Source organism: Alteromonas sp. H39 (genome assembly GCF_047556435.1).
GTDB lineage: Bacteria > Pseudomonadota > Gammaproteobacteria > Enterobacterales > Alteromonadaceae > Alteromonas.
In genome coordinates this window covers 779382-799949 of record NZ_CP180210.1, presented here as the reverse complement: position 1 = coordinate 799949, position 20568 = coordinate 779382, and the positions used below count along the sequence as shown (strand labels likewise).

18 protein-coding genes and 1 riboswitch are annotated in these 20568 nt (G+C 50.4%); of the genes, 8 read left to right on the top strand and 10 right to left on the bottom strand.

Features of this window, described 5'->3' with window-relative positions; translation table 11 throughout:
• Positions 1–19: 19 nt before the first annotated feature.
• The 3 genes from ACLBLI_RS03400 to ACLBLI_RS03390 form a co-directional block, all read right to left on the bottom strand.
• Entirely contained in the window at positions 20–3577 is a 3558-nt protein-coding gene (locus ACLBLI_RS03400; RefSeq protein ID WP_414829760.1) for an ExeM/NucH family extracellular endonuclease, read from the bottom strand.
• Between the two features lie 307 nt (positions 3578–3884).
• A complete protein-coding gene (locus ACLBLI_RS03395) occupies positions 3885–4409 on the bottom strand; it encodes a DUF3016 domain-containing protein (protein WP_414829759.1) in 525 nt (174 codons plus the stop codon).
• A gap of 94 nt (positions 4410–4503) precedes the next feature.
• Positions 4504–4881, bottom strand: a complete 378-nt coding sequence (locus ACLBLI_RS03390) for a hypothetical protein (RefSeq protein ID WP_414829758.1) — start codon at positions 4879–4881, stop codon at positions 4504–4506.
• Between the two features lie 568 nt (positions 4882–5449).
• On the opposite strand from ACLBLI_RS03390, the gene ccoG reads away from it, so the two are divergent.
• The 5 genes from ccoG to ACLBLI_RS03365 all read left to right on the top strand — a co-directional run bounded on the left by ccoG (position 5450) and on the right by ACLBLI_RS03365 (position 11768).
• Positions 5450–6883, top strand: coding sequence for a cytochrome c oxidase accessory protein CcoG (gene ccoG, locus ACLBLI_RS03385; RefSeq protein WP_414829757.1), 1434 nt, complete (start codon positions 5450–5452; stop codon positions 6881–6883).
• Positions 6884–6888: 5 nt separating this feature from the next.
• Entirely contained in the window at positions 6889–7860 is a 972-nt protein-coding gene (locus ACLBLI_RS03380; protein WP_414829756.1) for a serine/threonine protein kinase, read from the top strand.
• A gap of 49 nt (positions 7861–7909) precedes the next feature.
• Positions 7910–8138, top strand: a riboswitch (cobalamin riboswitch).
• A 54-nt stretch (positions 8139–8192) separates the two neighbouring features.
• On the top strand, positions 8193–10109 hold the full coding sequence (locus tag ACLBLI_RS03375) for a TonB-dependent receptor plug domain-containing protein (RefSeq protein WP_414829755.1): 1917 nt from the start codon (positions 8193–8195) through the stop codon (positions 10107–10109).
• Between the two features lie 364 nt (positions 10110–10473).
• Positions 10474–11106 (top strand): thiol:disulfide interchange protein DsbA/DsbL, encoded by a 633-nt coding sequence (locus ACLBLI_RS03370; protein WP_414829754.1) that lies wholly within the window; start codon positions 10474–10476, stop codon positions 11104–11106.
• Positions 11107–11174: 68 nt separating this feature from the next.
• Positions 11175–11768: an HD domain-containing protein gene (locus ACLBLI_RS03365; protein WP_414829753.1), complete on the top strand. Its 594-nt coding sequence runs from the start codon at positions 11175–11177 to the stop codon at positions 11766–11768.
• 35 nt (positions 11769–11803) lie between these two features.
• Here ACLBLI_RS03365 and ACLBLI_RS03360 read toward each other — a convergent pair whose 3' ends face one another.
• From ACLBLI_RS03360 to ACLBLI_RS03350, 3 genes are all read right to left on the bottom strand, one after another.
• Positions 11804–12286, bottom strand: coding sequence for a GAF domain-containing protein (locus ACLBLI_RS03360; RefSeq protein WP_414829752.1), 483 nt, complete (start codon positions 12284–12286; stop codon positions 11804–11806).
• A 211-nt stretch (positions 12287–12497) separates the two neighbouring features.
• Positions 12498–13487 (bottom strand): glycosyl transferase family protein, encoded by a 990-nt coding sequence (locus tag ACLBLI_RS03355; RefSeq protein ID WP_414829751.1) that lies wholly within the window; start codon positions 13485–13487, stop codon positions 12498–12500.
• 125 nt (positions 13488–13612) lie between these two features.
• A complete protein-coding gene (locus ACLBLI_RS03350; RefSeq protein WP_414829750.1) occupies positions 13613–15178 on the bottom strand; it encodes a SulP family inorganic anion transporter in 1566 nt (521 codons plus the stop codon).
• 111 nt (positions 15179–15289) lie between these two features.
• Here ACLBLI_RS03350 and ACLBLI_RS03345 point away from each other — a divergent pair, with 111 nt between their 5' ends.
• Entirely contained in the window at positions 15290–16459 is a 1170-nt protein-coding gene (locus tag ACLBLI_RS03345) for a tetratricopeptide repeat protein (RefSeq protein ID WP_414829749.1), read from the top strand.
• Positions 16460–16654: 195 nt separating this feature from the next.
• Positions 16655–16942: a hypothetical protein gene (locus ACLBLI_RS03340; RefSeq protein WP_414829748.1), complete on the top strand. Its 288-nt coding sequence runs from the start codon at positions 16655–16657 to the stop codon at positions 16940–16942.
• Positions 16943–17001: 59 nt separating this feature from the next.
• Here the strand turns inward: ACLBLI_RS03340 and ACLBLI_RS03335 are convergent, their stop codons facing one another.
• A complete protein-coding gene (locus ACLBLI_RS03335; protein ID WP_414829747.1) occupies positions 17002–17559 on the bottom strand; it encodes a nucleotidyltransferase family protein in 558 nt (185 codons plus the stop codon).
• A gap of 65 nt (positions 17560–17624) precedes the next feature.
• Complete coding sequence (locus tag ACLBLI_RS03330; RefSeq protein ID WP_414829746.1) at positions 17625–18299, bottom strand: phosphatase PAP2 family protein; 675 nt, start codon at positions 18297–18299, stop codon at positions 17625–17627.
• A 197-nt stretch (positions 18300–18496) separates the two neighbouring features.
• Between ACLBLI_RS03330 and ACLBLI_RS03325 the strand changes: the two genes are divergently transcribed.
• Positions 18497–19441: an AEC family transporter gene (locus tag ACLBLI_RS03325; RefSeq protein ID WP_414829745.1), complete on the top strand. Its 945-nt coding sequence runs from the start codon at positions 18497–18499 to the stop codon at positions 19439–19441.
• Positions 19442–19470: 29 nt separating this feature from the next.
• Here ACLBLI_RS03325 and ACLBLI_RS03320 read toward each other — a convergent pair whose 3' ends face one another.
• Entirely contained in the window at positions 19471–20361 is an 891-nt protein-coding gene (locus tag ACLBLI_RS03320) for a carbohydrate porin (RefSeq protein ID WP_414829744.1), read from the bottom strand.
• A complete protein-coding gene (locus tag ACLBLI_RS03315) occupies positions 20343–20504 on the bottom strand; it encodes a hypothetical protein (RefSeq protein ID WP_414829743.1) in 162 nt (53 codons plus the stop codon). Before ACLBLI_RS03315 ends, ACLBLI_RS03320 begins: the two co-directional genes overlap by 19 nt.
• Positions 20505–20568: the final 64 nt, after the last annotated feature.

The window sequence follows — 20568 nt, the reverse complement described above, 5'->3', positions numbered from 1 at the left end:
TTAGTTCCTTTAGCAATAATTATTGAACGCGACAACCGCGTACGGTGCACAGACGGCGATAATACGCCACATCACGGGCAGTGATGCTACCGTCACCATTAAAGTCGTACTCCATGTCAGTTACCTGACCCCGAACCACAGCACGCATAAAGTCTTTGATGTCGTCCTGGTCAACATCAAAATCGCCATCACGATCACCCAGCAACGTTAACTGGAAGCTGCCTATGACAGGATCATGGTCCGATGCACGATACGGCAGGGTATTCAGCCAGCTGTCTGGTTTGAACTCTTCGTTGTAATCAAACCCGCTAACTTCATCGGTATTGATATTCCATTCCTGCACATCGACCAGGTATTTATTCAGGCCTGCATTGACCAACAGGTAGTCCAGTGTCCCGGCTTGCGCATCGAACGAGTAGCTATAGGCTTTATTGCCGTGTTGTGCAGCAACAGTATTGATATAACCAAACGACTCAAACTCAGTGATAGGATCTTCTTTGGCGTAAGCATTCAGATCTCCCACTATCACCACAGGTAAGCCTGCAAAGTTATCTTCCAGCCACACAGATACCGCCGTCGCTGCACGTGTCCGGGTGAGGTTACAGTTACCCTGTACCGCACTGTCGTCATTAGGAATACCGTATTTGTCACAGGCACTTCCTTTGGAGCGAAGGTGATTTACGTTAAATACAAACTCGCGCTCTGACTGCATATGCTTAAAGCGCTGCGCGACAGAAGGACGGGTGCCGCGGTCGCGGAACAGTGAGCCGTATTCATCGGTAATCGCATTGGCTTCCATCAATACCTTTGGTGCTCCTACTGGCGACACCACTGAAGGGCGATAAATCACCGCAGACATAATGGCATCCGTTCCCAGCAAGCCGCTTTCATCGTTTGCAGAAACATCAATATACGCATAGGTATCTGGTCCGAATGCCGCGTTTAGCTCGTCAACCAGCTGCGCAATAGTGCTGTCTTCGCCGAAGCCATCGTTTTCCACTTCAATCAGGCCTAGTACATCCGCATTCATGTCACCCAGCGCACTGATAATTTTCGCAAGCTGGCGCTCGTACTCTGAATACGTGTCTGCACCGCGCTCGGTCGGGAATCCGCTACCATTGCCATCGCCATTGAACAGGTTCAGCACGTTAAAGCTGGCAATATGCAGGTTACCCTCTTCAACATCCAGTTCTTCGCGGAAGTTAACGCGGGTTAACTGGGGTTCTGCAAGGGTGTAGATGCGATACTCGCCAAAACCGTAACCGACAACACCGGTAACATTGCTGACTTCGTCACCTGCACGCAACGGGTTGAAAGGGCTAAGACCGTCTGCTGGCAGCAACCAATCGCCGCTGTCAGTATCGGCGTTATACACGAAACCATTCGCATCGTCGTCTACGATAATATGGTTGCGGGTATACTCATCACTGGCTGCGATTTGCTCTTCGGAGCCTGGCAGATAAAGCTGCGTAGGATTGTATAGGCGACCATTTGAAACGATGAGCTCGTTAAAACTAAAGTAATTAAAGTTTCCGCTGATAGTCCAGGTTTCGCCACTTTCAACCAGCATGCCTTCAAGCGACTCAAAGTCACTGTACTGTTCAACCGGCAATGACAAAACGACAGGAGTGACTGCACCAGCTCCACAATCCAGTACTTCTGAGTCCAGTGATACCTGGGTGACATCGTTGAACTCTCCGGCACTGCCAGACAGTCTGACAACGCGCCCCTCAGTAACCATCATATCGCTGGTACCGGTATACACAAACACGCCTTCTGATGTACTGTCGTCAGCGTCATAGTCACCGGTTTCTTCCTGAATATAGAATCCATTTAACGCCGGGAATACCGCACTGACAACGCCTTCAATGATCACATCCTGGCTGTTAAACGGCGTAACATAGCCAGCCCCCTGCACCTGACTTATGAGCGTGGCATCATCACCACACTGGCCAAGTACTACTCCATTGTCATCACCGCTACAGATGGCATCATCTTCCACAGTGAAAGTCTGATTAGTGTTGATGTTTCCGGGACTTTCCGGAGAAGGTTCGGTCCAAACGAATGAGCATACCTTATTGCCGCTACCCACTTTTTGCAGTGAATAGCCAACCGGTGTACTGCTGGTTTCGGAAACGCTGAGATCGACACTGGTCATGCCTGCAGCGGGTCCTTCGGTTGCTTCTACCTCGCCCTCGTAGCTGATGAATTCAACCACAGTATCGCCTACGACCAGCGCAATAGCGTCATTGCCATTTTGCAGACTTCCTGCAGGAGCGAAAACAGTACCAAAGCCGTTTTGCTGATCAGGGATGGTGCCTGAGAATGTAAGGGTCTCGTAAATGCCACCGCCGTTGCCGTTATACAGTAAGACTGTCACTGATGATAAATCAGTTCCTGCAGGGCCAGCAATTTCAACCATTTCACCGGTGTCCGAGCTCACATTATCGTAATGGAATTCGTTGATGAACAATCCGCTGATATTGCCGGTATCACCATCATCGCCGCCGTCGTCGCCACCATCGTCGCCACCGTCATCATCTCCAGAGCCAAATGACTGGCCAGTGTTGACGGCGTCGAAGGTGTCAGCCATTGGTGCTTGCCAGCTGAACTCACTGTAGGCAGTACCGGTGCCAGTAAGTTGTAGCGAATAACCCACCGGTGTACTGCTTGTCTCAGATACACCAATGTCCTCACTTACTAACCCATCAGCCGGCCCACCTGCTGCGGTGAAGCTGCCTTCATAGCTTAAAAACTGAATCACCTCACCGAGCGGGTCAACCAACGCCAGACCATCAGGTCCGCCGTTCTGTATACCTGACCGAGCAAAGGCGAGTACGCCATAGCCGTTATCAGCATCCGGGATGATGCCGCTGAGTATGACTGTGTCATAGCTGGCACCACCGTTGCCGTTGTATAGCTCTAATGTGTAGCCGGATAAGTCCAGACCTGCCACACCAGCGACTTCGATAAACTCGCCGGTATCGCCGCCTTCGTTGTCATAATGAATTTCGTTGATAAAAGGCTGCGGCAGACTAAATGTCTGTTCTTCGTTTATTGCGCCCTGGGTATTGGTTTCGCGAACCCCCCATGTGAAATCTGCGTAAACTGTTCCCTGCCCTGCCAGCTGTAATGAAGCGCCTACTGGCGTGGAACTGGTCTCACTAACGCCTATATCAGTACTCTCTGTGCCCGCTGCTGCGCCGTCGTTTGCGACAAACGTACCTTCGTAGCTGAGGAACTGAACCACCGAACCATCATCGGCGATAAGCGCCAATCCGTCCGGACTGCCGTTTTGAATGCCGTTCGTGGGAAGCGAAAAATCGTAGATGTCTTTCCCGCCTTCGGTGCTTGTCGGCGTAGAAAATGACAGCGTGTTATAGCTGTTACCATTGTTGCCATTGTAAAGAACAACACTGTAAGCCGATAAGTCAGTTCCCTGTGGGGCGACCACTTCAATAAACTCGCCGCTATCCGTGCTGGCGTTGTCATAGTGAATTTCGTTAATAAAAATATCTGTCGCTAGTGCAGATGTAGAGAACATCGCAGCTAACAACGCTGGGTAGCGTAATGTCATGTGGATCCCTATTTTTGATTTTGTTGCGTATCCTGCACATTAAACTGCAATGCACAAAAGGACTGAAAATGTAACAGTCCTTTATGACAGTAATCTTACCTTGACCATTTAATCAACAAATATTTTAACATTACATAAATATCAATAACTTAACATAATTTAAACGTCGACTGCCGTGTTAATTTTTCCGACACTTTCGCGAACAGGAAACACGCAAAAAAAAACCGGAAAATCAAAGAGTATTTGATTTTCCGGCGCGTTTTTTTCACTTTTTGTTGTGTAAAGAAATCCGACAGCAGATCTGTGACTATTGCTTTACAACCACATCGGTCATTTCCTCATTGAACCATTCACGGATCATTTCTTTTTCGTATGCCAGATTATCACGGTGACGTTTTCGAGCGAGGCCATCCATAAACCCCATATCTTTTATGTTCACATCCGCGCTTTTAATTGTTTCACCCGACGCATCGGTCAACGTGTAGCTAAACGCGATCCGTGGGATATCAATCTCTTTAATTAGTCGGATGTCTGTGCCCGCTGAACTTCCGAAGCCGACAAAGCTGCTTGGCCACACCTGCCCGGCAAGATCTAAATTAGTGACTGTGACAGACCACTTCTGGCCATCTGGCAATGACTCTGCCAGTTCTGCAAAGTATTCTTCGAGGGCGTTAAACGTGCGCTTCTGAAATCCGCCCCGTGATTCGTTGGCAGGCTTCACGTCGGTGAAGGAGTCCGGATCTTCCCATTTCACTTCAACTTCCGCGGCAGACCAGACGGGTGCCGACAAACCAGCCAGAAGGATGGCGGAAAAGGCTGAACGATATTTCATATATACCCCCTGTGTCAGATGGATAGCCGCCGTCACGTAAACACACGCAGCGCGGCTTTCTTGCATTAAGTAAGTATATACATTGTTACTGAATTCAACCTGAACGGTTCATCGCCATATCAAGTAGCTGAGTTTGCTGAATAGAGGTGCAGAAGTAGCGTAACGACGCACCTGAAATATAGGGATTTTTATCGCCCTTAATGCAGTAAAGCTCGTAAAAATGATTGACGCCGGTACGGCTTTGCATAATGCGATCGAGATAGTCTCTCTGGTAGGGACGCATCGCCTGAAAATTCGGAGACACCCTTTCATTGAGCTTGGCGAGTTCAGCTTTGTCCGGTATTTCTGCAATTTCCACCAGCCAGTTTGAAACTGTATTTTGTGCATCTGCAAACAGATATTGCACAAAAGACGATCGAAGAACGATCGTAAGGACAATAATTTCTGCGATAACAACAAAGGAACGAAACATAACTTTTTGGCCTACCCGGTAAAGCAAATCGCTGTGTGATTTTAAGACAGCGTAACGATAGTATGATTTCCATGCGCGTACAGTAACGGGATTTATACATAGATATATCAATTAATATACGCAAGCCGCCGCTGAATAGTCTCTAAACACGCAGCAGGTACTTACTTTTTTATACCGCTACGCGCATCAAGCCCTCCGCCAACTTGCAGAGCCATCGGTGTAGTAGCAACTATTCGTCTACATGGAAGCGACACCAGAGTTGGGGGTAATTTCATACCTAACGTAATGGAAACCAGGGTATTTCCTCCATTAGCCGCACAGGTTGAGGCGCACACCGGATTACTGCCCCTTGCGCATGGTCAACGCCCACACAGAAGCGGTAGACTATGCGCGCTTATTTATCCTGGCTTCGCTACGGTGCAGTCAATCCTGACGCGGTTTACATAAACGCTTTTAACCATGTTTATCTGAACCAGCGCGCAATAATTTGATCTACATTAAGCCAGGTGTTTACAGGGTTGTTATACTTCGACCTGCTGACACACCATTTGTATAAAAAGGGTATCGAATGAACGAGCAGATCCCGGTGAAAAACGTGACACCGGTGAAAGTCCACAAGCCAGCCCAGAGCGACAATGACAGGCGTTATGCTTCGCGCAGCCGTATTTACGTGCGTGCCGTACAGGGGCCACTGGAAACCTTCCGCCGCTTTTTCGGCTTTTTCTTTCTTGCTCTGTTTGCCGTAATCCCCTGGCTTCAGTATGACGGGCATCAGGCGGTGTTACTGGATATTATGGAGCAACGTTTTACTATCTTCTCGCTCACTCTGTGGCCGCAGGATCTTACCCTGTTGGCATACATCTTCATTGTTTCGGCATTCGCACTGTTTTTTGTTACCACGTTTGCCGGTCGGGTCTGGTGCGGTTTTATGTGCCCGCAAACCACCTGGACCTTCATCTACATCTGGTTTGAAGAGAAAATTGAAGGCAGCCGTAACAAGCGCATGAAGCTTGACGAACGTCCCATGGACGTCGACAAATTCTGGCGCAAAACCTTAAAACATACTGCCTGGGTGGCCGTTGCGCTGCTCACATCCCTCACTTTTGTTGGTTACTTCACCCCCATAGGCCAGCTGTTTATCGACTTTTTCACCTTTAACGCCGGCTTCTGGGCGGTATTTTCCGTTTTGTTTTTCACCGTATGTACTTACGGTAACGCCGCTTATATGCGTGAGATCATGTGCACGCATATCTGTCCATATGCTCGCTTTCAGTCAGCCATGTTCGATAAAGATACCTTTACGGTGTCATACGATAGCCGTCGCGGTGAGCAACGTGGCCCCCGACCCCGCAAGCTGACACATGAAGAGGTGCACGAAAAAGGATTGGGAGACTGCATCGACTGCAACCTGTGTGTTCAGGTGTGCCCAACCGGTATCGATATTAGAAACGGTCTGCAGTATGAATGTATTAACTGTGGTGCCTGCGTTGACGCCTGTAACGGCGTAATGGATAAAATGGGCTACCCGAAGGGGCTGATAAGCTTTACCTCAGAAGAAGAGTTGTCGGGTGGTAAAACGCACTTCTTGCGTCCCAAACTGGTGGGCTACTTTGTTGTTCTGCTGGTCATGATAGGGTTATTGACGGCAAACCTGATGATGCGTGTCCCGTTGGAAGTGGATATCATCCGCGACCGTAATTCTTTGTATCGGGAAACTAACGACGGTCTGATTGAGAATGTATACACCCTGAAAGTATTGAATAAATCGCAAACACAATACACTTACTCGATTGAAGTTCTGGGGCTACCGGATTACCGCTTTATTGGCGATACTGAAGTCACTGTGGACGGTGGCGAAGTCTTCAGCATGCCGGTGTCTGTGGCCACTGATGCCTATAACCTGGAAGACCCAGTTACAGAAATTCAGTTCCGTGTGTCTACAACCAACAGTGACGGTGATACAGTAGAGATACAAGAGCCAACCAAATTCCTCTACCGGTAGACTTCATGACAGACTTTGCCTTTTCAGGGCTTGAGCCAGATACTATTCTCAACGCCCTGGAAGCCTGCGGCATTTTTCCGCAAACCGGCCTGCTGGCCTTAAACAGTTACGAAAACCGCGTTTATCAGTTCCAGGCTGACGATGGCCAGAGGATGGTAGTGAAATTCTATCGTCCGGCCCGCTGGACTGATGCGCAAATTCAGGAAGAGCATGATTTTGCGCTTGAGCTGGCTGACGCCGATATCCCCATGGTGCCACCCATGATCATTGACGGCCAGACTCTCCATCATGCCGAGGGCTACCGTTTTGCCGTGTTTCCCTCCGTAGGCGGCCGGCAGTTTGAGGTGGATAACTTAGATCAGCTTGAATGGATGGGCCGTTTTATTGGCCGTATTCATCTGGTGGCGCAAAGCAAGCCCTTTATTCAACGCCCGCAGCTGGACACTGACAGTTTTCTGGTGAAGCCTCGTCAGGTGCTGGAGCACAGTACCCTGCTGCCGGACTCACTGAAAACCGCCTTTTTCGCTATCCTCGACCCGGTCATTAAAGAGACCAGCGCCCGTTTTACGTCTCACGATTCGATTCGATTACACGGAGACTGCCACGCCGGAAACATTTTGTGGCGTGACGGCCCGATGTTTGTCGATTTGGATGACTGTCGCATGGGGCCAGCCATTCAGGATTTATGGATGATGCTGTGTGGTGACCGCCAACAGCAGTTGCTGCAGCTCGATACGCTGGTTGAAGCCTATGAAGAGTTCCACACTTTCGATAAACGTCAACTTCCCCTCATAGAGCCGCTGCGTGCCATGCGCATGGTTCACTATATGGCGTGGCTTTCTCGTCGCTGGGAAGACCCCGCGTTCCCCCGTGCTTTCCCCTGGTTTGCTGAGCCAAAGTACTGGGAAGGCCAGATTCTGGCGCTGAAAGAGCAGCTCGCGGCGCTGGATGAACCCACGCTCACCGTTGGCATGTAGTGGCCACAAGGCACGGCTACAACACTTTCTATTTATCATACACTTAGATATACTCCGCCGCGTTCGTGGTGCCTCAGCCACTTGTCAGTGTCTGAGGGTAAACGGGAAGTCAGTGAAAGTCTGACGCTGCCCCCGCAACGGTAAGCTTTCGATCGCCATGCGATCACTTGTCACAACCAGCACAAGCCACTGTCAGCGAGACTGACGGGAAGGCGTGACGAGCGGCTGATTACAGCCAGAAGCAAGCCCGGATACCGGCCCGATACGCATGTCCAGATAATGGATCCTTTTCAACGTAATGCACTCGGGCGGAGTGCGAGACGAGAACAATCATGACCAAAACACACGCACGACTTGTGGCGCCACTTGCGGCTGCCCTTTTTTCTTACTCTGGCCACTCGCTGGCACAAACGCAAAACGAGATTGAAACCCTGACTGTCACGGGTACCCATCTGCCTTTCGACTTATCAAAGCTTGCGGCGTCGGTGAGTGTACTCTCTGCTGAAGACATACAGGCCTCTGGCGCGACACAAATAACCGATTTACTGCGAGGTCTCCCTGGCGTGAGCATCGCGGCATCGGGCAGCCCGGGTTCGCTCACTGAAATCCGCCTGCGTGGCAGCGAAAGTAACCACCTGCTGGTGTTAATTGATGGCGTTATTGCTAATGATATCGGCCAGGGCAGCCTGGTTGACCTGGCCCACCTGACCACCGCCAATGTTCAGCGCATTGAGTTGCTGCGCGGTCCTCAAAGTGCACTGTGGGGAAGCGGTGCAGTAGGCGGTGTACTCAGCATCACCACCTCCAGCGGCAATAATAAGCCGGGGAATCACGTTACTGCGCACGCGGGAATCGGAACGCAGCAAACCTGGCAGGGCGGCGTGAATGCCACCACGCAGCACGAGGATACAAGGTTCACGGTTTACGCCGACTACCTGAAAACGGCCGGCGATAATATTTCACGCCAGGGCCCGGAAGACGACGGCTATAAAAACCTCACTGCCGGCCTGAACCTGAACACCAGACTGACAGATGAGCATAGCCTGACATTTACACTGCGCTCGGTAGATTACGAGAACGAGTATGATGCGACAGATTTCACTACGGGTCTGCCTGCTGATGCCGACAATGTTACCGAGGGTAGCCAGCTTACCAGCAAAGTAAACTGGCAGTATTCCGCAGCCGATTCAGGTTATCAGAGCGATATATCTATTCACTGGCGTAGCGACGACGCGGATAACATGACCAGCGGTACGGATGCCGGCGGCACGACTGGCGAGCGCATGCAATTTCAATGGCTGAACCGTTTTGAAACTGAGAACGGCTGGCAACTAGCCGTCGGCCTGGAGTATTTACAACGCTTCTTTGAGCAGCGTGGCCCAACAGACTATGGCGATCCTAATCAACACCGCCATGACACCACCAGCAGCGTTTTCGGCGAAGCCGGTAAACAGTTTACTGACAGCATCACTGCTACATTAAGCGCCCGTTACGACGATAACACTGAGTTTGATGACGCCTTTAGTGCACGTGCTGGTGCCACCTGGCAGCTTGATACACAGCACGCTCTGTTTGCCAGTATCGGTCAGGCAGTGAAAAACCCGACTTTCACTGAGCGTTTCGGTTACTATCCCGGATCCTTTATCGGGAACCCAGATCTGGAGCCTGAAGTCAGTCGTGAAATAGAGCTGGGTTTACGTGCAAACTGGGATAATGTCAGTGCAGAAGTCAGCACGTATTTCACACAACTGGAAGATGAAATTCTCGGTTATGTGTTCGTACCTGACCTGGGTGCCACAGCACTAAATGCTGGCAGCGACAGTGAGCGCAGAGGTATCGACTCCAGTCTGAACTGGGCGTTGAACGGCACCGACATTACCTTAAGCTACAGCTATCTGGATGCCAGTCAGGATAGTGGGGCTGGTGACATTACAGAGCTGAGACGTGCCCGCCACCAGGGTGCGGTAACCGTACGCAGCAATTTTGATACTGACAAGTTCACAGCGTATGCGAAACTCGCTTATACCGGCTCACGCCTGGATACATTTTACCCGCCGTATCCGGCGGCAGCCCAAACTATAGGTCTGCATCCTTACACGCTGGTAACGCTTAATGCGCAATATCAGATTGACGCCCTGTGGAGTGTGAACCTGCGCATCAACAATGCGTTTAATGCGGGCTTTGAGGACATCGTCGGGTATCGTGGTGATGACCGCAGCGCGCTGCTGAGTATTACGCTGCAATACTAACCGCCATTGCTGTCTACTTTGCCTAAATACGCAGAGGAGTCAGCACCTACCGGGTTTATACCGTCGTATAAACCCGGTTTCTTATCTACCCATCACTTAGCTGATATTTTATTACGCCTGTCGTGTTTTTCTGCGTTGCGTGTCGAATTCCACTTCAATATCCGTACGATAAGGTTATATCCTGACATGAGTATCTGTGCAGAAGGCGTCCAGGTGTTGATACCTGATGATGAGCTCCCCTTCACTTAGGAACACTGTCAGAAAAACATACGTTACACAGTGAATCCGTTGCAGCCGAACTAGGCGTGTCAAAACCCTTATGATACTCTCTTCGGCTGTTAGGCATTACCCCAAGGGAAATAAAATGAAAAAATTTGCATTATTCATTCTGATGGCGCTGATGCTGCCACTTCAGGCTTGTGCCCAGGAACAGGGCGCGCGCTGGAAAGAAGGCACGCACTATATTGTGCTTGATGAGCCAGCTACTGCGAAGCCTGAAATCAAAGAGTTCTTTTCTTACTGGTGTCCGCACTGCTATCGCTTTGAACCACTGGTAAAACAGATGAAAGACAAAGCCGGTGATGACGTTAAGTTTACTAAAGTGCACGTTAACTTCATGCGCTTTACCGGGTCGGACGTTCAGGACGATGCAACCCGAGCCATGATGATTGGTCGTGCGATCAAACAGGAAGAAGCCATGAACGCGGCAATCTTCAACTACATCCACGAGCAACGCGCGTCGGTAACCGGCCTGAAAGATCTGCGCAATATCTTTGTGGTCAATGGTGTTGAGGCTGCAGAATTCGACAAGCTGGCGAACAGCTTTGGTGTAAACAGCATGCTGCAGAAAAACAATAAGCAAATCGATCAGTACCGCCAGTACTTAAGTGGCGTACCCAGCTTTATTGTGAACGGCAAATATCAGCCGACTTTTACTTCTGATATGACAATGGATGACATTGTTGATCTTATTGTCTGGTTGTCTGCGCAAGACTAAGCAGCGCTAGCAGAGAGTATAAAACGCGCCGCACATGGCGCGTTTTTTGTTTTTTATGGAGTAGTATTATGACCGAACTAGCAGCAATCAGTGACTTTATCCGCGAACTGGACAAACTTAAAGCGGTAAAGCGTCAGGTTCGTATACCCGAAGACGGTGACCGTCAGGAAAACTCCGCCGAACACAGCTGGCATGTCGCACTCATGGCTACCAGTTTGTCTCGCTTTGCTGGTGATGACGTCGACATAGCCCGGGTTGTACAAATGATCCTGATCCACGACCTGGTGGAGATTGATGCCGGCGATATGTTTGCCTTCGCCAGTGATGCCCATCACGATGAGCAGGAAGCCAGAGAGCAAGCGGCGGCCGATCGTATTTTCGGTCTGTTGCCATCGCCCCTGAATACAGAGCTGCGTCAGATGTGGCAGGAGTTTGAAGATGCTGAAACGCCAGATGCCCGGTTCGCAAAAGCGATGGACCGGGTGTTGCCCGTCTTCCAGAACATGAAAGCCAACGGTGGCAGCTGGGCCCGGCACGGCATTTCACGCAGCCAGATCCTAAAAAGAAATGCGTATCTGGAACTCAGTGCACCCGCGCTGTGGCACTATGTTATTGAACAGACGGACATTGCCGTTGCGCGCGGCTACCTTAAAGATGCATAACCACAAGGCCGGGTCTTATCCGGCCCGACACTGAGCTACTTGCCGTGAAGTTCTCGTTCGACGAGCTTGCCAAAATGCTGCAGCATTGCGATATCTTCTTCGCTGAATGTTCTGGCCTTCGCAAATAACACGCACAGGGTGCCAATTTCATAGCCTCCTGAGGAATGCAGAATCACACCGGCGTACGCTCTGATGTAGGGCTCACCTTTCACCAGAGGATTATTGGCAAACCGGTCATCCGCCAACGCGTCGGGAACCAGCAAGTAAAACTCCTCCGCGATGGCGTACGTGCAAAACGAAATATTCCGGGGTGTTTCTTTTGCGTCCAGCCCCTGCTTTGATTTGAACCATTGCCGGTCTTCAGCGACTAAGGAAATTAACGCGGAGGAACTGTTAAAATAATCCTGCGCAGCGCTGGTAATAGCATCAAATCGCGCTTCAGGAGGCGTATCCAGGATCTGTAAATCGACTAACGCCTGAAGCCTGGCAACTTCATGTGGCAACTGAGGGTAACTCACAACATATCCTTGAAAAAAACAGTGCTTATCACCGGGGAAAATGCAGAAAAATGGCATCTCTCATTGACGTGCGAGTATAGGAGCAAACCCGGCATTTACAAAGCGCTAATTCATTACATTTTGCAGTTGCACGCTTAACGCCAGTCAGGCTCAGTAACTGGACTGAAAACTGGCACCTGAGGAAGAATGTCCACCTGAAAAACGCTGGATATCAGTGAAAAGGTAAAGCCGTACTTTCACGTTGCTCCCACAACGCCTTTGCCTGCACAGTTGCGGCTTCTACGGAGAGTGAGCGGGTCAGCATTAAGAAACTGGCGAGAGTCGCAAGGATGGCCTGATTACCATAAGCATGGGTAGCTTCTCCGCGCCATACCGCTAACATGGTTTGCACGTCCATTGCTTTATCTTTCAATGCCCACCGTGACGAAGACTCAGGAAAAGTCATCAGCTCTGTACTGCCACGACGTGTAATGAGCAAATCAGTAGCCCGTTCTGCATTGACTTCCGGATCGCCACCGTCACCGCGAAAACACAGCGAATCATAGTCAGGAAATGCCTCGTTCACGCGGCAATGCTTGTAGTCCAGATGCATGTGATACACACCTTGCACAGCGAAAGGTGCAAGCGAAGGGTTTAACAAACGCGCCAGTGTATTGGCGCAAGAGCGCAGCCCAAACCACTCCCGTAATTTTATCACCGCGTCCAGGGGAGGAAGAATGTCGCCCAGATCGAGATAGGCCGCCTGAAACCGTTTCAAACTTGAAGACGCTTCAGCGATATCGCTTGCCACTGGCAGACCAAGCGCAGGTAACACCTTGCTGGCATAAAGCCTGCCTGAGCCCGGCTCATGCGCGCCGTGCAGCAGCACCGGGCCTTCCACCTTTGCCAGCACGGCAACGGCTAGCAGATACCAGGGCAGCTGTCTGCGCTTGCCCGCATAGCAACCAATATCCACGCGTACGCCCAAGCGCTGGAAATCGTCATTAATCAGCAAGCGGCAGGCACGCAGAAACCCGGTCACTTCTGCCGGCGTTTCTTCCTGCGTGCGCAGCAGCATCAGAAACGCCCCACGCTGTTCACCGGTCACTTCACCACGCAGCAGCATTCCCATGGCCTCAAAAGCCTCTTGCTCGGTCAGGCTGCGGCTGCCTTTCTTACCTTTACCGATGATCTTGATGTAGTCACTAAAGGGGTGCGACATAAGCGAAAGCGTTCAGTTCGTGTAGGTATAAATGCGATGTACAGAGTGTACCCTATACGCTTGGCGGCTGTCAGGCACAAAAAAGCCCGGATGCTATGTGCATCCGGGCTTTTCGGCATACTTAGTTACGCCAGCTCGTCAGTGGCGACGCGGTAACGAGGGTCCTCGTTAACGTTCATTTCAACGAACTTACCGGCTTTGCGAAGCAATCCACGACACTCAGAGCTGATATGACGAATATGCAGCTTTTTGCCCCGCTCTTCGTATTTATCAGCCAGGGTATCCAGTGCATCGATGCCAGATGAATCCCAGATACGGGAGTTTTGAAAATCAATCACCACATCTTCAGGATCGTTTGCGACATCGAAAAGGTCTTTGAAGTGCGTAACAGAACCAAAGAACAGCGGACCTTCCAGGTCATAGACTTTCCAGCCATCATTATCGATATGACTTTTCACCTCGATATGACGCGCATGCTTCCAGGCAAATACCAGCGCCGAAACAATTACACCAACCACAACCGCAATGGCCAGGTCAGCAATCACTGTAACAGCGGTCACCAGGAACAGCACAAAGGCATCCTCTTTGTTCACACCGCGAATAATGCGGAAGGACGCCCATTCAAAGGTTGCAATAACCACCACAAACATGACACCTACCAGTGCAGCCAGCGGGATCATCTCAATCAGTGGCGCAGCAAACAGGATAAAGCCAAGCAGAACCAGCGCTGCGGTGATCCCCGACAGTCGGCCACGGCCACCGGAATTAATATTAATCATACTCTGGCCAATCATGGCGCAACCGCCCATGCCACCGAAAAAGCCGTTTACTGTATTTGCCACACCCTGACCAATACATTCTTTGTTACCGCGACCACGGGTATTGGTCATCTCGTCAATTAAGGTCAGTGTCAGCAGCGACTCAATCAAACCTACCAGACATAAAATTACTGCCGTGGGTAAGATAATCATGAGGGTCTCCCAGGTGAATGGCACCATGGGGATAGCAAAACTCGGCAGTTCGCCGGCCAGTGTAGCGGTATCTTTCTGATCAGCCGGTAGCAAATCCCTGACAAAGTCGATAACCGTGCGGGCTTCCAAATCAAGCCCGTGCACCAGCAACGTAACTGTGACAATCGCCACCAGCGAAGCAGGCACGGCCGTAGTCAGCTTAGGCAGCAAATAGATAATGGCCATGGTAAGTGCCACCAGTCCCAGCATCCAGTAAAGCATTGTTCCCTGCATCCATTGCAAATCGCCCATGGCGTTGACCACTTTAAACTGGCCGAGCTGAGCGAGGAAAATCACAATTGCAAGGCCGTTTACAAAGCCCAGCATGACCGGATACGGCACCAGCCGGATAAACTTACCCAGCCGGAATATGCCGCAGAGGATTTGCAGCACACCCGCCAATAACACCGCAGCAAATAAATATTGCACGCCATGCTCGGCAACCAGTGCCACCATAACCACGGCCATAGCACCGGTAGCACCGGAAATCATTCCCGGACGCCCGCCAATGGCAGAGGTTATCAACCCCATGATAAATGCCGCATACAGGCCAATCATGGGTTCTACGCCCGCCACAAATGCGAACGCTACCGCCTCAGGCACTAACGCAAGTGCAACGGTAATTCCCGACAGCACATCATTTTTCACATTGCTGTCGCGATTGGTAATGATGTCAAACATGTATATCCAATTCTTATATATGGTTAAAAAACGGGCGGCGATTCTATCACCATCGCTGATGAAAATCTTTTAACAGTTTGTTAATCTGCCAAAAAAGCCGCAAGGAACGCTATGAAAATTTGGCCTGTATTTCTGTCAGCACTGCTACTGATATTCCCGCCACTTGCGGTGTCGAAAACCGAAACGCTTACGCTTCATCACGACAGTATCGATGCCCCTCTGAACTTCACGGTGTATCTGCCGGACACGTATGACCCGCAGGGTGATCAACGCTACCATTTATTGTTCGACTACCATCCCCTGGCAGGGCGATATCTGGAAGGCCTGCAGTTCTGGCTGAGCCACAATGGGAATACGCCCTGGCCCTCTACTATTATTGTAACGCCTGAGCCTGGAAATCGCAGCGGAATGCTGTTTGCCCCTGAAAAGAAAGCAACACCGCTGGCCGATTTTATTGCTTACCGCCTGTTACCTGCGCTGGAAAAGCAATATCGGTTAACTGGATTTCGTATGTTTAATGGCTTCAGACATAACGGCACCATCGGCCTGTCTATGCTGGTGAATCATCCGCAATCTTTTCAGGCTTATTTTATTGGTTGCCCTGAGTTAAAAGACAACTTCAATCACGTTCTCTCGGATATAGTGGATAAAGCAGACAACATCCCGCCTTACCGGTACGTGTTGTTAAGTTGTGCCGACAGCCAGATAAAAACCGCGCATACGATGAACGACATCACCGAATTGCGCGACATGCTTGCCAACATCCGGCCACTGCACAGTCGTTATCAGGATCTTACCGGCCACGCGTTTATGAGCTTCCCGGTCCGTACATTACTGGACGGATTGGAATGGGTGTTTGATGAGGCAAATAACGGCCTGCCTGGTAACTCTGCAGTGAGCGCGAAAGGTATGACTGCCATTATCAGGGAGGTAGCACGGTTATCGAAAGAAAAATACGGTGTAACGTTGTCGCCTTTTCTCAGCCTGCAGAATAGGGGAAACTGGTTGCTGGAAAATAACCGCACGAATGACGCATTATCGTTTTTTACTGAGGTAGCCACCCACTTTCCCAATGACGCTTACAGTTGGTACAACCTCGCCCGTGCACAACTTCAGGCAGACAAACTGGATAAAGCCATCGTTTCACAACAACGGGCGGTGGCACTGGCCACAGAAAACCGTCGCACCTGGCACGTTAAAAAGATGCAGGCTTACCTTAAGACGTTACGCTCTCACCTGAAAACGCAAAGTCAGGGGCAGAGCACAGCGGAAGCTAACTAGGAAGATCCCTTATTTATCAACACGACAGGCGTGAACCGAAACAAATGCTGCTGCAATCACACTGTTTACTACCTTCATGGTTTTGAAAGCCCGCTCATCCTGCGGTACTATGATACGGCACAGTCGGAGCAACGTCGTCCTGATCGCGATCCGCTTGTTTAACGAAATCTACCAGTAAACGCTAACGAGGTTGTCGTGGTTCCATATTTACTTACCGGTTTGTCTGTTTTAGTGGCAGGCATCATTCACTGGAATGCGCCTCGCACTTTCTGGAAAGCGACGCTCATGTCGACCGCGGTTATCTTGTTGCTGTCTGTTGCAGCGCTATATATTTTCCAGGCATCCGGCATGTTGACGGCCGCAAAAACTGGCCAGGAACCAGACCTGACCAGTTACCTGATGTATATCACAGCACTGGTATCCTTTTTCGGCTTACTGGTATCTGTTTTCGTCGGTTGGTTTCTGAAGGTGGTGAGAACCTGAGCTGCTCAGGCGTAGGTGACCTCTCATAGAACCAGGTAACGCTTCTCACATTCTTACGTTCAGGGTATGTCGTCAAATACCAGACGAGGCCAGTGCTCGGCCCACCGCTTGTCGTTCACCCGTTTTTTATAAGCCTCTGGGCGAGGTACCTCCGGATTCATTCTGACCTTACATGACCAGTTTTCCCCCAAGCCAAAAGGCGCAGTAAAGGTCAGGGTGTCATCGTCATTCAGCCTTACACCCACACAAGTCGGCACTTCAACCCAGTGCGCAATCGCATGCGCGGTATTGTGATAAGGTGAATTGCCATGCTTTTCATGCATTCTGGCCTGATTGCGAATCTCCCACGGCACAGCTAACCGCTCGCAAGCACGAGCTTCCAGCATACTGTCGCGCGATGGCGTTTTATCTTCGGCATCGAAGTACACCAGATCGATATCATTCAGCGGTGTTGAAGCGGTGTGCGGATGGCAGGCATCCCAAATGGCATTACGCAGAAAGCCAGCGCCAATATACCAGTCAGGCAGTTGTAGTGAACGCGCGACCTGTAGACACGTCATTCTGTGTGCATCATTTGCCAGTAAGGCTGCGGTTTGCTGCTCCCAGGTTAAGCCCATTTTTTATCCCCTACCGTGTGACAGCACCAGGAAAAAGTCAGAACACAGGGTATGACTTGTGCTCACTACAGCTTCTCTTTTAACGATAAACGCGTCGCCAGATAATAGAACAACAGCGCCCAGAATCCACCGGCGCACCACCCGGCAATGACGTCTGAAGGCCAGTGTACCCCAAGATATACCCGGCTGGAGCCTACCCAAAGGGCCAGAAAGCCCGCACAGATGTATAGCAACAACTTCACTCTCCGTCTCGCCTGTGACTGAGATAACAATGCTGCCAGCGTAAAGTATACCAGCGTCGACATCATCGCGTGTGCAGAAGGAAAACTGGCTGTGTATACCATCGTGCCATGCGACACAAGATCAGGACGTGGCCTGTCAATACCGTGCTTTAGCGAGAAAGCCACAATAAACCCAGTGACGATAGCGGTAACAAGCAATATAGCCAGCCTGCTTTGGTTAACAAGTTTCAGATAGACCGTAGCGATCAGAACCAGAAAAAACAAAATCCAGTTGCTACCCAGCGCAGTAACATCGCGCATCATTTCCTCCAACCAGGTCGGACCGATAGGGTTAGTCACATCGCCAGGCTCCCGTAGCAGCAACAAAATATTGCGATCAAGCTGCACGGTTTCTGTGGTACTGATGACTATGGCCAGCTCGATAAACAACCACGCTAGCCCGCAAAAAACACCGAGCAATATGATGTGCTTCAGACTCAAATCTGTACGCGATAACATGTCTCTTCCCCCTGATGATGACACGACACCGAACCTGCTCCTGTCGCGTTTCCTTCTCAGTTTATTCGCGCGAGTGAAGAAATTGTTCACTTATTCCGGTAAGTTATCGCTAAACCACACACAGTCAGATGGTTTTCCCCTTTACCGCAAAGTCAGTGTGTCAGACGTTTTACCAGCATAGGATCTTCTGATTAGTCATGAATACCGAAACACTCTATTTTGCTCTTAATGTTACAGGCCCGGTTCTGGTTCTGCTGGCGACCGGTTATCTGTTGTTTCGGGCGGGGTTACTGGACGACGCTTTTGTTGCTTCAGGTTCAAAGCTGGTATTTAACGTCGCGTTACCTGCGCTGTTGTTTTTGTCTATCAGCCAGGCAGATTTCTCACAGACCGCCAGCCCAGAACTGCTGGGTGCGACACTGATCGCAACGCTGGTATTTTTCATTGCTCTGACAATACTCGTTCATCACACCGTCCAGCCGAAAGCAGCACGGGGAGTCGTCATCCAGGGTGGCTTTCGGGCCAACATGGGTATTATTGGGCTGGCATACTGCGATAACCTCTATGGTCCGGAAGGTCTGGCGCTAGCAGCCGTGATCCTTGGCGTGGTTACACTTCTTTTTAACGTATTGTCAGTATTCATTCTTAATGTTTACCTACCGACAAAGCGCTCACTCATGCAGCATTTAGCGGGTATAGTCACCAACCCGCTGATTATCTCCATTTTACTGGCTCTGCCCCTGTCCTACTGGCAAATACCGTTACCGGAGTTTGCGGTAAGCACTGGCAACTACTTCGCACAACTGACATTGCCACTGGCGCTACTATGCACTGGTGCATCGCTGAAGTTTCGTTCTGTAGGCGGTGATGCCAGGAATATCGTCATAAGTACAATAAGTAAATGCTTACTATACCCACTGGTAATTACACTTTCCTGTTACGCATTCGGGGTGCGGGGTACGTCGTTGGGTGTCGTTTACCTGCTCTGCGTATCCCCTACTGCTGCCGCCAGCTATGTAATGACAAAAGGCGTGGGCGGGGACGCCCGTCTGGCAGCAAGTATCATTGTGATCACTACCGTATTTTCGTTGCCCGTTACCATAGTCGGTTATGGGATGTTGCAACTTTCCGGCGCACTGTAGGCCATGGTTACTTGCTGTGCTTTAACGTACTAAAATGACAGCGCGACACGCAGCGTACTCACCCAGACGTTTCGATCATCCCCGGCTGGCGACATCACGTACTGAATGTCAGGCTTTAGCGAGAGCGCGTCGTTGATTTGAAACTTAACAAACACCTCAGCAACAGTCTCCCAACGCCTTTGAGTATCGGTTAATTCGCTGAGCCTGGCAGCCGTTACCCCTACGCCAGTTACGGCATTATGATTCAGCAAAAAATGGCGGGCGGTAATGCCAGCCCCAACATGTTGCGTAATTTCCGTTAACCGTTTATCGGTATATCCATACTGTGCATAGTAACCTACCGGCATACTTGTTAGCTGCCCTTCCAGCACGGCATACCAGCCTTCACTGCTATCCTCAATATGACCGTCCAGGGCCGTCAGTTCACCGGTATGATGCCAGCCACCCGCTTTCAGGCCGATAGTGTCAGAGTGATAACGCCACTCCAACATATAAAACAAGTCGGAAAAATCATCGTTGCCGGCTCCAGCACTCACGGTTCCGGCGAGAGAGTAGTTTGCCCCCAAATGCTGTTCGTATACCAGCGACAAGGCGGGTTCCGGGTAGGTAGGAACGGTAAATATAGTTGGGCTTATCCCCATCGAAGAATTCAGAAATTCACTGGCATTGTCGGCATAAGCAAACTTGTTATTCAGGTCCATTTGCCCAACTGTCATCACGCCATCCAGTGACGCAAACTCATAACTCAGCCAGTATTCATAGAGTTTGCTGAATTCTCCGGCATCAATATTAGACGCCACCTGAATATCGCCTATTTCGGTAGAGGCGTTTTTACCTTCGAGCACCTGCCCGCTTATGAAGTAGTCAAACGCACCGATGTCTCCAACCAGTGAGATTTCCACTAGCCCCGGGTGATCCATTCGTAGTTGTTGTCACTGGATTCAAAGTACGATGTATCAACTACGGTACTGACACCAATCTCAGCAGCCTGCGCTTGTGAATACGCGGTTACGCCATACATTCCACCAGTTGCGCTTAGCAATGCGGCGCATCGAAATACCATTGAACGAATGACTGACTCCAGTATTACTTAAAAGTGATTACACCTTTTTGTGATACTGGCGGTG

Excerpts from the sequence above, each read along its gene's own strand:
- ACLBLI_RS03400 (WP_414829760.1), bottom strand. The coding sequence starts at position 3,577 with ATGACATTACGCTACCCAGCGTTGTTAGCTGCGATGTTCTCTACATCT.
- ACLBLI_RS03395 (WP_414829759.1), bottom strand. The coding sequence starts at position 4,409 with ATGAAATATCGTTCAGCCTTTTCCGCCATCCTTCTGGCTGGTTTGTCG.
- ACLBLI_RS03390 (WP_414829758.1), bottom strand. The coding sequence starts at position 4,881 with ATGTTTCGTTCCTTTGTTGTTATCGCAGAAATTATTGTCCTTACGATC.
- ccoG (WP_414829757.1), top strand. The coding sequence starts at position 5,450 with ATGAACGAGCAGATCCCGGTGAAAAACGTGACACCGGTGAAAGTCCAC.
- ACLBLI_RS03380 (WP_414829756.1), top strand. The coding sequence starts at position 6,889 with ATGACAGACTTTGCCTTTTCAGGGCTTGAGCCAGATACTATTCTCAAC.
- ACLBLI_RS03375 (WP_414829755.1), top strand. The coding sequence starts at position 8,193 with ATGACCAAAACACACGCACGACTTGTGGCGCCACTTGCGGCTGCCCTT.
- ACLBLI_RS03370 (WP_414829754.1), top strand. The coding sequence starts at position 10,474 with ATGAAAAAATTTGCATTATTCATTCTGATGGCGCTGATGCTGCCACTT.
- ACLBLI_RS03365 (WP_414829753.1), top strand. The coding sequence starts at position 11,175 with ATGACCGAACTAGCAGCAATCAGTGACTTTATCCGCGAACTGGACAAA.
- ACLBLI_RS03355 (WP_414829751.1), bottom strand. The coding sequence starts at position 13,487 with ATGTCGCACCCCTTTAGTGACTACATCAAGATCATCGGTAAAGGTAAG.
- ACLBLI_RS03350 (WP_414829750.1), bottom strand. The coding sequence starts at position 15,178 with ATGTTTGACATCATTACCAATCGCGACAGCAATGTGAAAAATGATGTG.
- ACLBLI_RS03345 (WP_414829749.1), top strand. The coding sequence starts at position 15,290 with ATGAAAATTTGGCCTGTATTTCTGTCAGCACTGCTACTGATATTCCCG.
- ACLBLI_RS03335 (WP_414829747.1), bottom strand. The coding sequence starts at position 17,559 with ATGGGCTTAACCTGGGAGCAGCAAACCGCAGCCTTACTGGCAAATGAT.
- ACLBLI_RS03330 (WP_414829746.1), bottom strand. The coding sequence starts at position 18,299 with ATGTTATCGCGTACAGATTTGAGTCTGAAGCACATCATATTGCTCGGT.
- ACLBLI_RS03325 (WP_414829745.1), top strand. The coding sequence starts at position 18,497 with ATGAATACCGAAACACTCTATTTTGCTCTTAATGTTACAGGCCCGGTT.
- ACLBLI_RS03320 (WP_414829744.1), bottom strand. The coding sequence starts at position 20,361 with ATGGATCACCCGGGGCTAGTGGAAATCTCACTGGTTGGAGACATCGGT.
- ACLBLI_RS03315 (WP_414829743.1), bottom strand. The coding sequence starts at position 20,504 with ATGGTATTTCGATGCGCCGCATTGCTAAGCGCAACTGGTGGAATGTAT.